The following is an 18367-nucleotide window of genomic DNA, read 5'->3' as shown; positions in this document are numbered from 1 at the left end:
GACGATTAGGCTGCTATCAATTAGATCTTTAAAATAAAAACTTTTAAAATTATCAATTATATGGTACTCGTTTTTTTAGATCAATCAGACGGACAAATAAAAAAATCTTCTTTAGAAGCTGCATCATATGGCGCTAAAGTTGCTGAACAGTTGGGTACAACTGTAGAGGCGATTGTATTGGGTAATGTTACTGACGACCTCAGCGGATTGGGAAAGTATGGTGTAAAAAAAATACATAAGGTTGCTGACGAAGTGCTCAATCACATGGATGCACAGGTCTATACCAAAATCATTGCTGAGGCTGCAACTGCCAATAATGCTACCGTAATTGTATTATCAAACAACTTTAACGGCAAAGCCATTGCTCCACGTTTGAGTGTTCGTTTAAAAGCCGGATTAGTTTCTGGTGCGGTTGCGTTGCCTGACACCACTAATGGATTTGTTGTTAAGAAAAACGTTTTCAGCGGAAAAGCATTTGCAAATGTGGCTGTTAATACGCCTGTAAAGATCATATCACTTAATCCAAACTCATATCAAATAAAAACAACAGATGGGACCGCTGAAGTGTCCGACCTTGCTGTTTCAATTGATTCGGCCAAAGTACAGATAACCAATACCAATAAAATTGTTGGGGAAGTCCCTTTGAGTGAAGCAGAAATCGTTGTTAGTGGCGGTCGTGGATTAAAAGGGCCTGAAAACTGGGCTTTAGTAACAGATCTGGCAAAAGCGTTGGGAGCTGCTACAGCCTGTAGCCGCCCCGTTGCTGATACCGGCTGGCGTCCGCATCATGAGCATGTAGGGCAAACTGGCTTGGCTATCGCTCCCAATTTATATATAGCTATTGGTATATCAGGCGCCATTCAACATTTGGCAGGCGTAAACAGAAGTAAAGTTATTGTAGTTATAAATAAGGATCCTGAAGCTCCTTTCTTTAAGGCAGCCGATTATGGTATTGTGGGTGACGCCTTTGAAGTGATTCCTAAAATTACCGATGCAGTTAAAAAGCTAAAAGGAATTGTCTAATTATTTTGATTTTTGATTTGAAAGCCTTCCAAAATTTTTGGAAGGCTTTATTTTTTATATTTGCCTTTGAAATACAAATTGTCTCGCCAAACGGCATCGATGTTATTATGAAGAAGATAGAACTGGAAATAGTAGCCTTATCTCACAGCATTACCCAATCACATTCTTATGCAGTGGTACTGGGAGAAGTTAATGGGTTACGCCGCTTACCCATCGTAATCGGCGGCTTTGAGGCACAGGCAATTGCCGTAGCGCTTGAAAGAATGCAGCCAAGCAGACCGCTTACTCATGACCTGATGAAAAATTTCATGCTGGCATTCAATATTGAACTGCATGAAGTGGTTATCAATGATCTACAGGAGGGAATTTTTTACAGTAAATTAGTTTGCAGTACATCCAAAGACACTGTAGACATAGACTCCAGAACCTCAGACGCATTGGCTTTGGCCATACGTTTTGGTTGCCCGATCTTTACCTATGATACTATTTTAGATAGCGCCGGAATTTTAATGGAAGCTGACGAAAAAAAGAAAAAAGCTACCACTACAGTTTCTGCAGAAACTGCTCCACCAGAAAATGACCTGCACAATTTATCCCTGGAAGAGCTTGATGTTTTACTGAATGAAGTATTGGAACAGGAAGATTATATCAGAGCGATCGCTATCAGGGATGAAATAAAAAGCAGAAAAAAATAGTTGAAATTTGATAATGGACTTTTTAAGCCCTCGTGGTTTTATACATTTACCCAACAATTTGCATTTGCTTATTAATTATCCATTACTAATTACGTCTTAACAATGCTTGTCTTCCCAAACTGTAAAATAAACATTGGCCTGCATATTATCTCAAAGAGAGATGATGGATATCATAATATTGAAACTGCATTTTATCCCATCCCATTACACGATGTCTTAGAGATCATTACTTCCGACTCAACTAACAAAGAGGTTGAATTTTCTATGTCAGGTAATAAAATTGACGGCAATACTGATCAAAACCTTTGTGTAAAAGCCTACCATCTTCTTAAAAACGAGTTCCCTCAGCTACCTAATATAAAGATGCATTTGCATAAAATTATCCCTACTGGAGCCGGATTAGGTGGCGGGTCTGCGGATGGTGCTTTTGCGTTATCTCTATTAAATAAAAAATTCAGCCTGGGCTTATCAACCCAACAACTCATTGATCATGCGTTGCAATTAGGCAGTGATTGCCCATTCTTTATCATTAATCAACCCTGCTTTGCAACCAGCCGTGGTGAAATACTGCAAGAGATCGCCTTGAATCTTTCGGGATATAAAATTGCTGTTATCAATCCTGGAATACATGTTAATACAGCACAGGCTTTTTCACAAATAAGATTGCAAACACCTGTCGTTACCAAAACAACTTTATCATCATTGATATATTCGCCGGTAACTGAATGGAAGAATACCATTACAAATGACTTTGAGCCCATTGTTTTTGCTCAATATCCAGATATAAAAAAAATAAAAGACCAACTTTACCAATCGGGAGCTGTATATGCTTCTATGAGTGGAAGTGGCAGTACTGTTTATGGGATATTTGCTAATGAAATACCCCCCGACCTCAGTTTTCCTGACAGTTATTACACCAAAACCATTCAATTGTAATTTTCTGTTAATATTAATTTGAAATCAGTTCTATTTGACAAACGGTTATCGCTTGTCAAACCTTTATAATAAATTGCATCACAATAAAACAAAACAAATGAATAAAATTTCCTATTTATCTGCTGCTGCGTTATTGCTTTCGAGCAGCATTTTTGCACAAAAAGAAGAGGTTCCTAAAAACTGGCACCAGTTAGATAAAGCCAATACAGGCTATTATGGGATCAGTATTGACAAGGCATACGATTTTGTAAAAGGGAAAAAACTCAAAAGCAAAACAGTTGTAGTTGCGGTTATAGATAGTGGTATTGATACTTTACACGAAGACCTAAAACCCATATTATGGACAAATCCCAAAGAGATTCCGGGTAACGGAAAAGATGATGACAAAAACGGATATATAGATGATGTGCATGGCTGGAATTTTATAGGTGGTAAAGATGGTCAAAATGTTAAGGAGGATAGTTATGAAGCTGCAAGGGTATATCACAGATTAAAGAGCAAGTTCGGTTCTGTTGTGCCGGATGAATCAAGTGTAAGTGCGGCAGACAAGGCCGACCTTATCATGTATAAAAAAGCGCAACAAAAAATATTGGGTAATGCTGATGGCCAGGATGACCATGGATTTGAATTTTTAGCACTCAAAAGAGTACAAACAAACCTGATGGCCAGCGATAGCATTTTAAAAAAGGCAATAGGTAAAGAGAAATTTACCGGTACTGAATTGGATGCTTACGAAGCCACAACTGATGATGTTAAGAAAGCAAAATTTTCCTTATTAGGACTTATGAAAGCCAATGATGCACTGGAACAAACCAATGCTGAATTTATGGAAGGATTAAATGATTATGTTGCAGGCGAAGAAAGGAAAAATGACGCAAAACAAAACCCTCCTAAAGAGTATCGCAAAGAAATAGTAAAAGATGATGAATCAAATATTAATGACAGATACTATGGCAATAATGACTTAATGGCTTCTACCCCATTCCATGGCACACACTGTTCAGGTATTATTGGTGCTGTAAGAGATAATGGTAAAGGAGTTAACGGAATAGCAGACAACGTTCGTATCATGATGGTACGTGCCGTTCCTGATGGAGATGAGCACGATAAAGACATTGCAAATGCTATTCGTTATGCTGTAAACAATGGAGCACAAATTATCAGCATGAGTTTTGGTAAAGATTTTTCTCCGGAAAAACAATGGGTTGATGATGCAGTAAGATATGCTGAAAGTAAAGGTGTATTATTGGTACATGCCGCAGGTAATGATGCAAAAAATGTGGATTCGACTGATAATTTCCCTAATGCAAATTTTGTTGATGGTAAAGGTAGAGCCAATACCTGGATCACTGTTGGTGCAAGCGGAGATCCTAAAAATGGTGGAATCACAGCTAGCTTTAGTAATATAGGAAAACAAGAAGTAGATGTATTTGCTCCAGGTGTACAGATCTATTCTACAATACCAGGTGGTAACACTTATGGTAATGCATCCGGTACTAGCATGGCTTGCCCAGTAGTAGCCGGCACTGCTGCATTTTTATTGGAATATTTTCCAACACTAAGTGCTAAACAATTAAAATATGTAATTGAAAAAACAGCTCAGGCTCCGGATATTGATGTAAAAATCCCCGGCACTGATGAACTGACTAAATTAAGCACACTTTGTAAAACAGGAGGCATAGTTAATGCCTACGAAGCTGCGAAATTAGCCGCTACATTAAAGGGAGAAAGAAAAGCAAGTAAAGCTACCCCAGTTGCAAAAGCTAAAACAGTTAAGAAGAAGAAATAACATCACTAACCTGATTTGTAAATATTCTTTAATTTAGCCGGGTGTAAAATCCCGGCTTTTTTATTATCATTTAATCTATTTTTATGACAAATACTTCATTAGGAAATTACCCCAAATACGTAGAACGTTATTTACAATTGGTAAAAGAGGATAAGTTATCTGATGCCTATACCAACCAATTTACAATCATCAAAAATTTACTTGAAAGCATCAGTGAAGAAAAGGCAAATTACTCCTATGCTCCCGGCAAATGGACACTGAAAGACCTGCTACAACATTGTATAGACGCTGAACGCATCTTTTGCTTTCGTGCTCTGACTTTTGCCAGATTTGATAAAACACCTTTGCCCGGTTTTGAAGAAGATGATTATGCGGTGAATACAAATGCCAACAACCGGACATGGCAAAGTTTAAAAGAAGAATTTTATGCTGTGAGAACCAGCACTGAAATGTTATTTCATAGCTTTACTCCCGAAGCGTTAGCGGCAAGTGGCATTGCTAATAATAATGAATCTTCTGTAATAAGTATTGGGTTTTTAATTATTGGCCATTTATATCATCATATCAATACTATAAAGGAAAGGTATCTGTAACAAAAAAGCCGTTCAATATACATCGAACGGCTTACTGTTTTCGTATCAGGGTCTAATTCTTTTGTGCGGCCAAATTAGTTTGACTGATCATCGTATTCATAACTTTTAACGCTTCTTCAATATACATATCAGACTTGATCCTGTCTATAAAGAACTTGTTCTTTTCTATCTTTTCTTTATCTGCAGTTACTTTCGACAGATCTGCCTGAGTATTTTTTACATCTAATTCTTTAGGCAGCTTAGTAAGACTATCCAAACTTTTATATAAAGCTTTTAATCTGTTTTGTTCCTCTCTGAATTTATTTAAATTCAACGAATACTGTTTGTCGTTATACTTTTCGATTAACTCCAGGTTTTGCTCTAATTGCTTAAAATTAGTATTGGTAGTAACATTAGTAGTCGCATTTTGTACTACCACTTCTTCGCTATAAGTGTTTGAAAGCGGTACATAATCTGATTTTGCAATCTCATCCCAACCTAACGCAGATGGATTATCTTTTTCTCTGCTTTTACTGAATTCATACCTATCAGGAATGATCACATCAGGTGTTACGCCTCTCAATTGTGTTGCTCCACCATTGATCCGATAAAATTTTTGCATGGTCATTTTTACTGTTCCAAGATCCTCCACTTTTTTATCATCGCCTCCTTCAGGATTTAAAGGAATACTACGTTGCACTGTTCCTTTACCGTAAGTAGAGCTACTGCCTACAATGATACCACGTTTATAATCCTGAATGGCCGCAGCAAATATTTCAGAAGCTGAGGCACTGTTTTCATCAACCAGCACTGTTAGAGGACCACTATATTGAACTGCTTTATCTCTATCTCTCCATACATAAGGTTTTTCATCCCTGCCCTTTACCTGGCAAATTGGCCCCTCTTCAATAAACAACCCAGCCATTTTCACCACTTCAGGCAAAGATCCACCTCCATTTCCACGCAGATCCATAATTATACCTTCTACATTCTCTGCTTTTAATTTTTCGATTTCTTTAGCCACATCCTGTGAACATCTTGCTCCGGCAGGATTATCAAAGTCCATATAAAAAACAGGCAAATAAATATAGCCGATCTTTTTTTCTCCATTAATGATCGCACTTTTAGCAAATGTATCATCCGTTTTTATTTCATCTCTTAGCAAAGAGATCACTTTAATTGAGCCATCTACTTTACGCAATGTCAATCTTACTTCTGTCCCCTTTTTTTCACCACGGATCAACTTTACCGCATCTGATACAGAATACCCCGTTACATCGACCGGCTCCTTCTTTCCTTCACCAATCTTAATGATCTCATCCCCTGGCTGCAGATCTCCTGATTTCCATGCCGGACCACCGGTAACCAGGCTTGATATCTTAATCTTGCTCTCTTCTTCTTTTAATTGTGCCCCAATACCAAAGAATGTACCGCTCATGCTTTCAGCAAAAAAACGTTGATCTATCGGCGCAAAATAATCTGTATGCGGATCCATTGTATTGGTGATAGCATTTACAAATTCGCTGAACAATTCATCATTTGTATTGTGATTTTTTAACGTGGTAAAATAACGACCAATCTGCTTTTTGGTTTGTTCTCTGGCCTTTCTTTCCATGGTCGTTTCGTCGTCCTGGGTTTCAGCTTTAAAGGAATTGGTAACAAAGTACTTGCCCTGCTGGAAAACTACGATCGCTCTGTAAAGGCTCCCTGTTCCTCTATAAGCAACCGGAACGACATAAGCATTTTCCGCTTCATTAGGATTTTTAATAGAAGCAATACTTCTGAAATTTTTATTGCTATCAGGCGACTGCTGAATAATAATATAGCTGATAATCGTCTTATAGTTATTTGTCCAACTGATGGTTGTTTTATCATTGATATCATTGACAGCTATTTCAGGAAGTAAAGGTTTCGCATTTACAGTAGCTTTCCCTTTATTCTTTTCTTTTGCATCAAGCATATCAACGTATTTGGTCAGAGCAATATATTTTAGCCGTTTACGCCAAACTTCTTTTCTTTCAGCTTCGGTTTTAGGATATTCCAGTTTATCGCCATCTAGTACAACAGATTCATCCACGTTAAAATCGAATGGTTTGGCTAACAATCCATCCAGCAATTCTGAAACCTCTTTTAATCTTTTTGTGTACACATCACTAATAGCATAAAACGATTCTATTTTTTTAGTGGCATGTATTTCATCATCAATAACGGTTTCATAATTTTTAAAGCCATCAATATCTGACTGTAAAAAAATACTTTTATCATCATCTAAGGTCTTCAGAAAAACTTTCAATACCTCTTTAGAGAAATTGTCATCAATTTCTTTAGGGCTATAGTGTCCTTGTTCCAGCAAAAGCCCCACATTCCGCAGTATTCTTTCATTTTTAGCCTTTGGATTATCTGTATTAATTGAATGAGGTTGAAAAGCCAAAAACAACCCAGCTCCGGCAAGCACAAAAAGAATTACCAAAAATTTGTTTTTCATAATCATTTCCCTGATTTTAATCATGCAGTAAAATTAACGTAAAAAGGTATTAATTAGTTGTTATTAACGCCGTGACCAGTGTAATGTTTTCCTAAAATTACATGAGCGGCAATGGTATAGATAAAAAAAGCCCTGCAAAATTTGCAGGGCTTTTTGGGGTAATTGAGGGGGCTCGAACCCCCGACCCTCAGAATCACAATCTGATGCTCTAACCAACTGAGCTACAACTACCGTTTATTTGGATTGCAAAAGTAATAAAAAACATTTCTCCTTCAAAATTACATTTGCATTTTATTTGCTTTTCTTTGCACACTAACTCATTAATATGCATTGGACAGGTTACATTATTACTATTATTTTATCAGCTTTTACAGGATGGATAACCACTTGGATAGCTATAAAAATGCTTTTTCACCCCCGAAACCCTATTAAAATATTCGGTTTTACCCTACAAGGTATCTTTCCTAAAAATCAACTGCTGATTGCTCAAAAATTAGGACAAATGGTTAGTAAAGAGCTACTTTCTTTTGATGAAATTGAAGAAAAAGTAACCAACCCGGAAAATTTGCAAATGTTGAGACCGGAAATTGAGGCTCATATTGACCATTTTTTACGCAATAAACTAAAGGATGTTTTTCCCATGCTATCGATGTTTATTGGGGATAAAACGATCAATCAACTTAAGGAAGCCTTTTTAACCGAACTGGAAGAACTCTTCCCTGTATTAATGAAAAATTATATGGGAAAACTCCAACATGATCTTGATCTGGAAAAAATTGTTACAGAAAAAGTAGCCAGTTTTTCATCTGAAAAATTAGAGGACATTTTAAATCAAATAACAAAAAAAGAATTTATGTTCCTTGAATTCATTGGAGGGGCATTTGGATTCATCATTGGACTTATCCAAGTATTGGTTGGCATAATTGCTCATTAAATCTTGAACTTCCCGTTTTATTTTACCGCTTATCACTAAAATGTTTACCGCATTAAACTTTTGGAGGGAACTTTGGTTTAAGTGATCGTAATTTTTTTATTTTTTAAAATGGCTTAATGCAATATCAATTCAAAAACTTCCTGTTTCTCATTCTTTTATTTTCCGGCACAAGATCTTTTGCTCAGTTTTCAGGACGAGGCGGCGGACAGAATTTAAATCTGGGACATTTCTATGGCAAAATATTAGACGCAAGTACCTCCAAACCAATAGATGCGGCCTCTGTACAATTATTGCAAACAAAATTTGATACCGCAACAAAAAAGAAAAAAGAGATCATTGTTGCCGGTATGCTTACTGATAAAAAAGGTGAATTCAGTTTAGAAAACCTGCCGGTTATCGCTCAGTATAAATTAGTTATTTCTGCCATTGGTTTTAAACCCATCGAGCAAAAAGTTCAGTTTGAAATAAATAAAGAAGCCGCTAAATCCGGCGACTACAGCAGTTTACTCAGCGGAGTAGATAAAGATCTCGGAAATATTAAACTGGAGATCGATGCTCAGCAATTGCAAAATGTAACGGTCACTTCCGGAAAATCATTACTCACTATGAGTATCGATAGAAAAGTATATAATGTAGAGAAAGATATCAGCACTGCCGGAGGCTCAGCTATTGATGTAATGAAAAATGTACCAAGCGTAAGTGTAGATCTTGATGGCAATCTCACTATGCGTAACGCTTCTCCGCAAATATTTGTTGATGGCAGGCCTACTACCATGACCTTAGAACAAATCCCTGCAGATGCAATTTCTTCTGTAGAGATCATTACAAATCCTTCTGCAAAATTTGATGCTTCGGGAGGTGGTGCCGGTATATTAAATATTGTAATGAAGAAGAACCGCAAAGCCGGATATAACGGAAATATAAGAGCAGGTATTGACAGCAGGGCCAAACCTAATGTTGGAGGTGATATAAATATCAAACAGCAAAAGGTAAACTTTTTTGCAAGCGGACAGTTTGCAATGCGTAAGCCTATCAGTACCAACACTACTACCCGTACTGATTTTCTATCTGACGCTACGGCTCATTTATTGCAAAATAATAAACCCATCGGTAATGGTATTTTTGGTTTTGTTAGAGCCGGTATTGATTATCTGTTAGATAACAGAAACACACTTACAGTTAGTGGCAACTTTTCTAATGGACAATTTAAAGGAACCGACATGTTGAATGTTGCAAGAGATACAGTCTATACTTCAAGCATCAATAGTGATTTTGGGAACAGAAGCAGTAATTCTAAAAGAGTTTTTAAAAACTATGGCTCTACTGTTAGTTTTAAACACAATTTCACCAAGCCTAATAAAAATATAACAGCAGATATCAACTACAATTACAGTAAAAATAATAGCACCAGCGATTATGCTACGCAATATTTTTATACGGATGGCAACCCCAAAAACCAGGCTACTTATGAACAAAGTAAAGGTGGTGGTATCAACAATTTCTTTACGGCACAGATGGACTATGAAGATCCGATATCCAAAACAATGAAGATTGAAGCCGGCGCACGAATTGCGTTGAGAAGCTTCAGCAGTTACAATGATAATTATATCAGAGACAACACAAGTGGTAACTACTTTACCGTTCCGCTTTTAAATAATGAATATGAATTTAAGGACAGAGTGATTGCAGCTTACACAACATTTGCACACCAGATAAAGAAATTCAGCTATCAATTAGGCGCAAGAATAGAAAGCTCTACATATACAGGGAGCCTTATCAATAAAGCTCAAACCTTTTCAAATGAATTCCCGTTCAGCATTTTCCCAAGCGCATTTTTAACTTACAAAATAAATGATCAGCAGGATCTGCAATTAAATTATTCCAGAAAGATCAACCGTCCGAATTTCTTCCAGTTAATTCCTTATATAGATTTTACTGACTCATTAAATTTGAGCAAGGGTAATCCTGACCTGATCCCTGAGTTTACTAATTTATTGGAATTGTCTTACCAAAATCAATTAGCAAAAGGACACAATATATTAACTTCTGTATATTTCAAAAACACCAATAATCTTATAACCCGCTATCAATACAGAGACCAAAACCCCAATCCGGATAAGTTGGATAGTATTATCATGACAACTTTTGCCAATGCAAATAAGAGTTATACATTCGGATTTGAGCTTACCTCTAAAAATAAAATAACCAAATGGTGGGATGTTACGATCAATATCAACGTGTATAATGCCACCATCAAAGCCGGTAATCTGGTAAATGGTACAGACAGAGCCCAAACCAGCTGGTTTGGGAAACTGAACAATAGTTTTAAATTGCCTAAAAACTTTACCGCTCAATTAACCACTAATTATCAGGCAAAAACATTATTGCCACAAAATTCCGGAGGCAGTGGCGGTATGCGTAATTTTGGTGGCGGTGGTGGCGGATTCGGTCAGCAATTGTCCCCTACTGCTTTGGGATATATCGACTCCTGGTATGAATTTGATTTTTCCATAAAAAAAGAATTCATGAAAAACAATGCAGCGTCTGTTAGTTTACAGGTAAATGACATATTCAGGACCAAATTATATAAGACTCATTCGGAATCTTCTTATTTCATTCAGGATAACACCCGCAGACAAGATCCTCAGTTGGTAAGATTAAATTTCAACTGGCGTTTTGGTAAGATCGATGTCAATCTCTTTAAACGAAAAAATTTAAAAGGCGATGCAGAAAACCTCCAAAACATACAGAACTCAAGCGGACAATAATTGAACTAACTAAAAAAGGAGCAGATTCGCTCCTTTTTTAATACCCAGCTGGTAAAAGAAAAATAAAGCATTTTGCTATAAAACTTTTAATTTGCCACCCAAAGAAATTTTTATAGATGAAAAAGATAGAATTTAAAATATTTGTACCGCATATTGTTGCCATTCTTGCATTTTTATTACTGTCGATTGTATTTACAAAACCTGCATTAGAAGGCAAAGTTGTGCAACAACATGATGTGCAGCAAGTGAAGGCCATGCAGCAGCAGTCGTTTGAATTCCAAAAAAAGTATGGACATTTCCCTTATTGGACAAATAGTATGTTTGGAGGTATGCCGGCATACCAAATCATGATGGCTCCAAAAAATGTAAGTACATTCTATTCTGTTGGATTAGTTGACAATATTTTAACGCTGGGCTTACCTAAGCCGGTTTATTTTTTATTCATCACCTGTGTATGTTTTTATTTTTTATGTATAGTGATCGGTGTTAACCCATGGTTATCTATTTTAGGAGGTATTGCTTATGGATATTGTAGCTATAACCCTATTCTGATTAGTGCCGGCCATGACACAAAATTATTATCGATGGCCTATGCCCCGGCTGTAATAGGTTCAATGTTTTTGATCTTCAAGAAAAATTATTGGTTGGGAGCTTCGCTATTGCTGATATCTTCCACCTGTTTGATACGGCAAAGCCACCAGCAAATTGTTTATTATACATTGATAATGGCTGCAATAGCAGCACTGTTCAGCTTGATAAAGATCATCAAAGAAAAGAACTACACACATCTTGCTGCGTCAATAGGCATATGCATAGCCATGCCTGTTATTGCATTACTCATTAATGCATTCATTTATTTTTCTGCCTATGATTTTACTAAAGAAAGTATGAGAGGTGGCAGCGCCTTAACGAACACGAAAAACGGAAACAAAAGTAAAGGAGGCCTAGACAGAGACTATGCTTTCAGCTGGAGTTACGGAGTTGGTGAGACACTTACATTTATAGTTCCCAATGCATATGGCGGAGGCTCAGCAACTAGCATGCCTGAAGAGTCTAAAGTATTAGAGCTTCTACAGGAGAACCAAAGTTTGCCCCAGCAAATGACACAGCAATTATACCAGGCAGCATCTGCATATTGGGGGTCTAAACCATCCACTTCAGGGCCAGTTTATTTTGGTGCCATCGTATGCTTACTTGCACTCTTTGCATTGTTTTTTGGAAAAAGTCAGCACAAATGGTGGCTACTATCTATTATCGTCATTGGAACCGTGCTTGCATGGGGTAAAAATTTTTCTTCTATCAATTACTTTCTGTTCGACCACCTTCCGTTTTACAATAAATTCCGCACTCCGGAGATGGCAATGGTAATTCCTCAATTGGCTGTTGCATTATTATCAGTACTTTTTGTAAATGAATTAATAAGTGTTACCGAAAAGGACAAACTCAATAAGTTGCTTAAAAATTGTTTGATCGCAACAGGTGGTGTAATTGCCTTTTTAATAGGGTTTTATTTCATAGCTGATTTTAAAAATGAAGCAACCCTGGAGCTTAAAAAGAATCTAGCCGATGCCATGCAGAATGCTAATCCTGAGTTTGTAAATAATTACATCAATGCTATTGTTAAGGATAGACAAGCATTATACAGTGCCGATATGTGGCGTAGTATTGGTTTTATACTTGCAGGTATAGCTGCGATATTTTTATATTGTAAACAGATCATTAAAGCTCCGGTCTTATTTGCAGCATTAATTTTATTTACAACAATTGATCTGGTATCGGTAGATAAACGATACTTAAATGATGAGAATTTTATTGAACCGGTTGATTACGAACAAGCTTATGCTGATTATAATGCAGATATTCAGATAAAGAGAGATCCCGGATTTTTCCGAGTACTTAATCTTGCTTTCAGAGATGGAGGTGGAAATTTTCAAACATCGATTGGTAATGCATTCAATGATGCGATTGCTTCTTACAAACATAATAACATAGGAGGATACCACCCTGCAAAACTGGGCGTATTTGAAGACCTGAAAGAAAAACAAATTTATAAGAATATTGAAGCTTGGGGAGCCAACCCAAATGCTAAAGACAGCTTCCGTGTGTTGAATATGTTGAACATGAAATATGTTATAATGCCTGACCAGAATAATCCTAAACAAACAGTTGCCATACAAAATCCATATGCATTGGGCAATTGCTGGTTAGTGAAAGAAATTAAATTCGTTAAAACGGCTGATGAAGAAATGGCTGCTTTAGATAATTTTGATCCGTCGACCACAGCGATCGTAAATGAGCAATTTAAAAATGCTATTCCTTTCTCTCCAGTTTATGATTCTAGTGCAAGCATCAGATTAGTGGAAAATAAGAATGATGACATTACATATGATTTCAATAGTGCGTCTAACCAATTTGCCGTGTTTAGTGAAATGTACTATAGCAGAGGCTGGGATGCGTATATTGATGGCAAAAAAACGGAGTATTGCAAAGTGAATTATGCCTTGAGGGGGCTGGCTATACCGGCTGGTAAACATACTATCAAATTCTCCTTCAATCCTGAGGTGGTGAATTTGGGAGAAAAATTATCTAATTATTTTGGATGGTTCTCTATTCTGTTTGTACTACTAAGTGCATTTATGATATGGAAGAAGAACAACAATAAAAAAGTTGCCTAATTTAGCAAGATCGGATAATGAATAATATTGCAGAAAAGAAGATCAGTTTTGTAAAAGTATCAGATGAACTTTCCGATACAATTAATAATAAAGCCAATGAGCTTTATCTATTACTTAAAAATTTCGACGCTTCAACTCTGCCAACTGATGATTTTTTCAAAGATTATTTTGCCAATCATCATCTGGGCAAACGATTGATTTTTTCTATTAAAAGCAGTGCACATATTTTATATCAGTCTATAAAAAAAACAAACAAACCGATCGGATCAATAAATATTGTTGATTATGGGGCTGGTCTGGGCACTTTATTTATGCTGGGCAGCTTATTGAATGTAAAACGCTTAATTTACAACGATCATCTCCCTGAATGGAAAAACAATGCTGCTATCATCTGCAACAGCCTTAATATTCCGGTTACAGATTACATTACAGGCGATATAGCTGATGTTATACATTACGCAGATAGAACCGGATTTAAATTTGATATCATAGCATCAAGAAATGTAATTGAACATATATACGATCTATCTGCTTTTTACAAGCAAATAAATACGCATAATGCTTCGGCAATAGTTTACTCTACCACTACTGCCAATTATCAAAATCCGGCTGCTCACCTGCAACACATACTGATCCACAAAAAAACAGAGAAAAAATATTTTATTGCTCAACGAAGAGAACAAATCAAAAAGATAAAAAAAGATATTACTGAGGAGCAACTAGACGAATTGGTTAGCATTACAAGAGGGCGGGCTTTACATGATTTTACCAATGCAGTCAACGACTATTTACAGAAAAAAAACATCAAAGAAGTTCCTTATCTAAACAGTAATACAGTTGATTGTACCAACGGTGTATGGGCAGAACATTTATTAGCTAAAAGTACATATGCATTGATCATACAATCTGCCGGTTTTAAGATGGAGTATAGTGCAGGTTTTTGGGATACCAATTACAAGTCTCCTGTAGCAAACTTCCTGGCAGGATGTTTAAATTTATTTATACAACTATTAGGAAAGAAAGGATATATCATATCTCCATTTATAAATGTAGTAGCATACAACTAACAAAATAATGCCAAATGTTCTTAGCATAATTCCTTATCAATTTCTCCCTCCAAAAACAGGAGGCCAACGATGTATTGCATTTTTCTATCGGTTCTTCTCAAAGCACACCAGTGTAACTTGTGTAGGTGTTAAAGCAAATGATCTATCTGTTGCTACAGATTATACAATCTTGCCATTATTGGCAAATAATAAATTCAGATATATTAATCCGTTGTATTTTTTTGTTTTAAAAAGGCTGATTCAACGTAATAATATCACACATATTATTATTGAACACCCCTATTATGGATGGCTTGGCTTATTACTTGCGGCATTTACTAATGCCAAATTAGTAGTGCGTTCGCATAATATTGAGGGGCTTCGATTTAAGGAGATGAGAAAATGGTGGTGGAAAATTTTATGGCAATACGAAAAATATATTCATCGCAACGCTGATATTAACTTTTTCATTACTGATGAAGATAAGCAGTATGGTATAGAAAAATTTGGATTATCAGTCGAAAAATGCATAACAATTACATACGGCTTTGAAATGAACACCCCTCCTTCTATTGAAGCAAAAACTAAAGCCCACACATTCCTATCAACAAAACATCAAATTGCTGCTGATGAAAAAATACTGCTATTTAACGGCGTGCTTGATTACCCTCCCAATACTCAGGCATTAAGGATCATCACAGAGGTAATATGCCCATTACTGCTAAAGAAAAATTTTTCATTTAAAATAATTATCTGCGGAAAAAGTCTTCCACAAGATTTCAATAATTTTTCAGACCACGAAAACATTATATACACAGGCTTTGTAGACGATATCAATATTTATTTTGCAGGAGCAGATATTTTTATCAATCCCGTAATAGAAGGAGGCGGCATTAAAACTAAATTAGTAGATGCATTAGGTTCAAATCTTTCTTCAGTAAGTACACAACGAGGGGCTACCGGTATCCCTCTAAGCATTACAGGCAATAAATTAAAACTTGTTAGAGATGGTGATTGGGAAGAGTTTGTAAATCAAATAATTGCAACCGATACCTCTGAATTGATGCCACCCCCCTTTTATCAACATTTTTATTGGGGCAATATTGCACAAAAGGCTTTGAACACGATCAGCTAAAAGTTGGCGTCTTAATTTTTCTGTAATTGATCAGCAAATATTAATAATTTATACTGCCGCATTAATACTTTCCCATAATAAAGCAGCTGTCTTATCCCATGAAAAATTTTGCTTTTGTATATGCCCTTTTTCAATTAGCTGATTACGCAATTCGGAATCGGCGGATAAGGTTTCCATTGCTTTTGTAATAGCTCCCACATCAAATGGATCAACTAAGATTGTTGCATCACCTGCCACTTCGGGCATAGAGGTTGTATTTGAACAGATGACAGGAACACCACTCTGCATCGCTTCTACAATCGGTAAACCAAAGCCTTCAAATATTGGTACAAACGTCAATGCAAATGCGGCTCCTAATACTTTTTGCAGATCCTCATCACTTAACCTGCCGGTAAAAACAATATCATCTTTGTGTGGGCTATTAATATATACCTCTTCAATTTCTGATTTACTCCACAAAATTGAACCTGCCAGCACAAGTTTGATCTCGTTCTGATTATTATTTTTAAACCTGTTGAACGCTTGTATCAATCGGCTGATATTTTTTCTGGGATGCATAGACCCTACAAAAAAGAAATACGGGGCCCCGTTACTCCATTTGTTCCTTACTTCTTTTATTTCATTTTCTGAAAGTGGAGAAAAATTACTGTTGATCCCACAGGATACATTGTCGATCTTATCCAGACCGATCTTATAAAAATCGGCTATATCCTTTTTACTGAATTCAGAAATAGTAGCAATTCGTTTCGCTTTACGGGCAAATCTTTTAAAGAAAAAACGGTAGTAAAGTCTATTTCTTAGCGTAAGTCCCTTGGGGTTGTGTTCAAAGTTGATATCATAAATAACAGGTATTTGCTTACAATCTGAGAGTAAACTCAAATAGCTATCGGCAGATACAAAAACATCAGGTTTGTGTTTGCGTAGAAAGAAGGGCAAAACACATTCCATGTAGAATATATATAGTAAAGGATGCCTCAACGCTGGGAAAATATGGTGTTTAGATACATTCTCAAAATCGAAGTAGTCTTCTGTAAAATTCTTATCACATAATATCTGAAAATGCGCTTCAGGATGGGCTTTGATAAGCTTTGAAACAGTGTTTATAGTAAAATATCCGATCCCATCTATTTGTTTATTTCTCAATACCCAGCAATTGATTGCTATTTTCATAACTATTTACTTATTTTTGCCGCTAATAATTTACAAAAAAAAGGAAAATTATCGGCATTTATGAAAACAGCTTTAATTACGGGTATTACGGGGCAAGATGGTTCCTACTTAGCTGAATTACTTTTAGAAAAAGGCTATACAGTACATGGTGTTAAAAGAAGAGCATCTTCATTCAATACACAAAGAATTGATCATATTTATCATGATCTTCATGAAGGAAATGTTCGTTTTAAAATGCATTATGGTGATTTGACCGACAGTACAAATATAATCAGGATCATACAAGAGATACAGCCTGATGAAATTTATAACTTAGGAGCCATGTCGCATGTTAAAGTGAGTTTTGATTCTCCGGAATATGTGGCTAACGTAGATGGAATAGGTACCTTGAGAATTTTAGAGGCTGTTCGTATCTTGGGGCTCACTAAAAAAACGAAAATTTACCAGGCATCTACTTCCGAATTGTATGGTAAAGTACAAGAGGTTCCTCAATCTGAAAAAACTCCTTTCTATCCGAGATCACCATACGGAGCTGCAAAAATTTATGGATACTGGATTACAGTTAACTATAGAGAAGCTTATGATATGTTTGCTTGTAATGGCATTTTGTTCAACCACGAATCTCCAAGAAGAGGTGAAACTTTTGTAACAAGAAAGATCACAATGGCTGCAGCCAGAATTGCCAAGGGGACACAAGATTGTTTATACCTGGGTAATCTGAACTCTCAAAGAGATTGGGGCCATGCAAAAGATTATGTTGAAGCAATGTGGAGGATCCTGCAACAAGACACTCCTGAAGACTACGTGATCGCAACAGGTAAAACTACTTATGTAAGAGATTTTGTTCGTATGGCATTTGCTGAATGTGGTATTGAATTGGAATTTACCGGTTCAAATGAAAATGAAGTAGGTAAAGTAGCTAAATGTTCCAATCCTGCATATCAATTACCAATTGGCAAAGAAATAGTGAAAGTTGATCCGCAATATTATAGACCAACAGAAGTTGATCTTTTGATCGGCGATCCTACAAAAGCAAATACAAAATTAAACTGGACCCCTAAATATGACCTGCCAATGTTGGTAAAGGAAATGATGGAAGTAGAATTAATGGGTCAAAAGAAAAATAACCCTTATTAAAA

Annotated in this window: 13 protein-coding genes and 1 tRNA gene; 11 read left to right on the top strand and 3 right to left on the bottom strand. The window is 36.3% G+C overall.

Translation table 11 applies throughout. The features are described from left to right. Positions 1 to 60 precede the first annotated feature (60 nt). The 5 genes from LK994_RS10515 (at position 61) to LK994_RS10495 (ending at position 5036) form a co-directional block, all read left to right on the top strand. The gene (locus tag LK994_RS10515; RefSeq protein ID WP_229760036.1) at positions 61 to 1023 is read left to right on the top strand and encodes an electron transfer flavoprotein subunit alpha/FixB family protein; all 963 of its coding nucleotides are present in this window, start codon (positions 61 to 63) and stop codon (positions 1021 to 1023) included. Positions 1024 to 1130: 107 nt separating this feature from the next. Then, positions 1131 to 1718: a bifunctional nuclease family protein gene (locus tag LK994_RS10510; RefSeq protein WP_229760035.1), complete on the top strand. Its 588-nt coding sequence runs from the start codon at positions 1131 to 1133 to the stop codon at positions 1716 to 1718. 102 nt (positions 1719 to 1820) lie between these two features. After that, on the top strand, positions 1821 to 2654 hold the full coding sequence (ispE, locus tag LK994_RS10505) for a 4-(cytidine 5'-diphospho)-2-C-methyl-D-erythritol kinase (RefSeq protein WP_229760034.1): 834 nt from the start codon (positions 1821 to 1823) through the stop codon (positions 2652 to 2654). 97 nt (positions 2655 to 2751) lie between these two features. Continuing rightward, positions 2752 to 4443 carry a S8 family serine peptidase gene (locus LK994_RS10500; RefSeq protein ID WP_229760033.1) on the top strand — a complete coding sequence of 564 codons (1692 nt, stop codon included), beginning with the start codon at positions 2752 to 2754 and terminating at the stop codon, positions 4441 to 4443. Positions 4444 to 4526: 83 nt separating this feature from the next. Then, the gene (locus LK994_RS10495) at positions 4527 to 5036 is read left to right on the top strand and encodes a DinB family protein (RefSeq protein WP_229760032.1); all 510 of its coding nucleotides are present in this window, start codon (positions 4527 to 4529) and stop codon (positions 5034 to 5036) included. Positions 5037 to 5088: 52 nt separating this feature from the next. Here the strand turns inward: LK994_RS10495 and LK994_RS10490 are convergent, their stop codons facing one another. Continuing rightward, positions 5089 to 7500, bottom strand: a complete 2412-nt coding sequence (locus tag LK994_RS10490; protein ID WP_229760031.1) for a carboxy terminal-processing peptidase — start codon at positions 7498 to 7500, stop codon at positions 5089 to 5091. Between the two features lie 154 nt (positions 7501 to 7654). Then, a tRNA-His gene (locus LK994_RS10485) sits at positions 7655 to 7731 on the bottom strand. A gap of 94 nt (positions 7732 to 7825) precedes the next feature. Between LK994_RS10485 and LK994_RS10480 the strand changes: the two genes are divergently transcribed. The 5 genes from LK994_RS10480 (at position 7826) to LK994_RS10460 (ending at position 16058) form a co-directional block, all read left to right on the top strand. After that, positions 7826 to 8434, top strand: a complete 609-nt coding sequence (locus tag LK994_RS10480; RefSeq protein ID WP_229760030.1) for a DUF445 domain-containing protein — start codon at positions 7826 to 7828, stop codon at positions 8432 to 8434. Between the two features lie 116 nt (positions 8435 to 8550). After that, the gene (locus LK994_RS10475; RefSeq protein WP_229760029.1) at positions 8551 to 11202 is read left to right on the top strand and encodes an outer membrane beta-barrel family protein; all 2652 of its coding nucleotides are present in this window, start codon (positions 8551 to 8553) and stop codon (positions 11200 to 11202) included. A gap of 116 nt (positions 11203 to 11318) precedes the next feature. Beyond that, positions 11319 to 13877 (top strand): YfhO family protein, encoded by a 2559-nt coding sequence (locus tag LK994_RS10470; RefSeq protein ID WP_229760028.1) that lies wholly within the window; start codon positions 11319 to 11321, stop codon positions 13875 to 13877. A 17-nt stretch (positions 13878 to 13894) separates the two neighbouring features. Further along, the gene (locus LK994_RS10465) at positions 13895 to 14944 is read left to right on the top strand and encodes a class I SAM-dependent methyltransferase (RefSeq protein WP_229760027.1); all 1050 of its coding nucleotides are present in this window, start codon (positions 13895 to 13897) and stop codon (positions 14942 to 14944) included. Positions 14945 to 14951: 7 nt separating this feature from the next. Next, on the top strand, positions 14952 to 16058 hold the full coding sequence (locus LK994_RS10460; protein WP_229760026.1) for a glycosyltransferase: 1107 nt from the start codon (positions 14952 to 14954) through the stop codon (positions 16056 to 16058). 48 nt (positions 16059 to 16106) lie between these two features. Here LK994_RS10460 and LK994_RS10455 read toward each other — a convergent pair whose 3' ends face one another. After that, the gene (locus LK994_RS10455) at positions 16107 to 17228 is read right to left on the bottom strand and encodes a glycosyltransferase family 4 protein (RefSeq protein WP_229760025.1); all 1122 of its coding nucleotides are present in this window, start codon (positions 17226 to 17228) and stop codon (positions 16107 to 16109) included. A gap of 60 nt (positions 17229 to 17288) precedes the next feature. Here LK994_RS10455 and gmd point away from each other — a divergent pair, with 60 nt between their 5' ends. After that, positions 17289 to 18365: a GDP-mannose 4,6-dehydratase gene (gene gmd / locus LK994_RS10450; protein WP_229760024.1), complete on the top strand. Its 1077-nt coding sequence runs from the start codon at positions 17289 to 17291 to the stop codon at positions 18363 to 18365. The last annotated feature ends 2 nt before the right edge of the window (positions 18366 to 18367 follow it).

Origin of the sequence: Ferruginibacter lapsinanis, assembly GCF_020783315.1 — a bacterium.
GTDB classification, from domain to species: Bacteria; Bacteroidota; Bacteroidia; order Chitinophagales; family Chitinophagaceae; genus Ferruginibacter; species Ferruginibacter lapsinanis.
The sequence above is the reverse complement of the archived record's forward strand: the minus strand, read 5'-3'. Positions and strand labels throughout refer to the sequence as shown.

Bases quoted from the DNA above. Each gene is read 5' to 3' on its own strand.
- LK994_RS10515 (WP_229760036.1), top strand. From the start codon at position 61: ATGGTACTCGTTTTTTTAGATCAATCAGACGGACAAATAAAAAAATCT.
- LK994_RS10510 (WP_229760035.1), top strand. From the start codon at position 1,131: ATGAAGAAGATAGAACTGGAAATAGTAGCCTTATCTCACAGCATTACC.
- ispE (WP_229760034.1), top strand. From the start codon at position 1,821: ATGCTTGTCTTCCCAAACTGTAAAATAAACATTGGCCTGCATATTATC.
- LK994_RS10500 (WP_229760033.1), top strand. From the start codon at position 2,752: ATGAATAAAATTTCCTATTTATCTGCTGCTGCGTTATTGCTTTCGAGC.
- LK994_RS10495 (WP_229760032.1), top strand. From the start codon at position 4,527: ATGACAAATACTTCATTAGGAAATTACCCCAAATACGTAGAACGTTAT.
- LK994_RS10490 (WP_229760031.1), bottom strand. From the start codon at position 7,500: ATGAAAAACAAATTTTTGGTAATTCTTTTTGTGCTTGCCGGAGCTGGG.
- LK994_RS10480 (WP_229760030.1), top strand. From the start codon at position 7,826: ATGCATTGGACAGGTTACATTATTACTATTATTTTATCAGCTTTTACA.
- LK994_RS10475 (WP_229760029.1), top strand. From the start codon at position 8,551: ATGCAATATCAATTCAAAAACTTCCTGTTTCTCATTCTTTTATTTTCC.
- LK994_RS10470 (WP_229760028.1), top strand. From the start codon at position 11,319: ATGAAAAAGATAGAATTTAAAATATTTGTACCGCATATTGTTGCCATT.
- LK994_RS10465 (WP_229760027.1), top strand. From the start codon at position 13,895: ATGAATAATATTGCAGAAAAGAAGATCAGTTTTGTAAAAGTATCAGAT.
- LK994_RS10460 (WP_229760026.1), top strand. From the start codon at position 14,952: ATGCCAAATGTTCTTAGCATAATTCCTTATCAATTTCTCCCTCCAAAA.
- LK994_RS10455 (WP_229760025.1), bottom strand. From the start codon at position 17,228: ATGAAAATAGCAATCAATTGCTGGGTATTGAGAAATAAACAAATAGAT.
- gmd (WP_229760024.1), top strand. From the start codon at position 17,289: ATGAAAACAGCTTTAATTACGGGTATTACGGGGCAAGATGGTTCCTAC.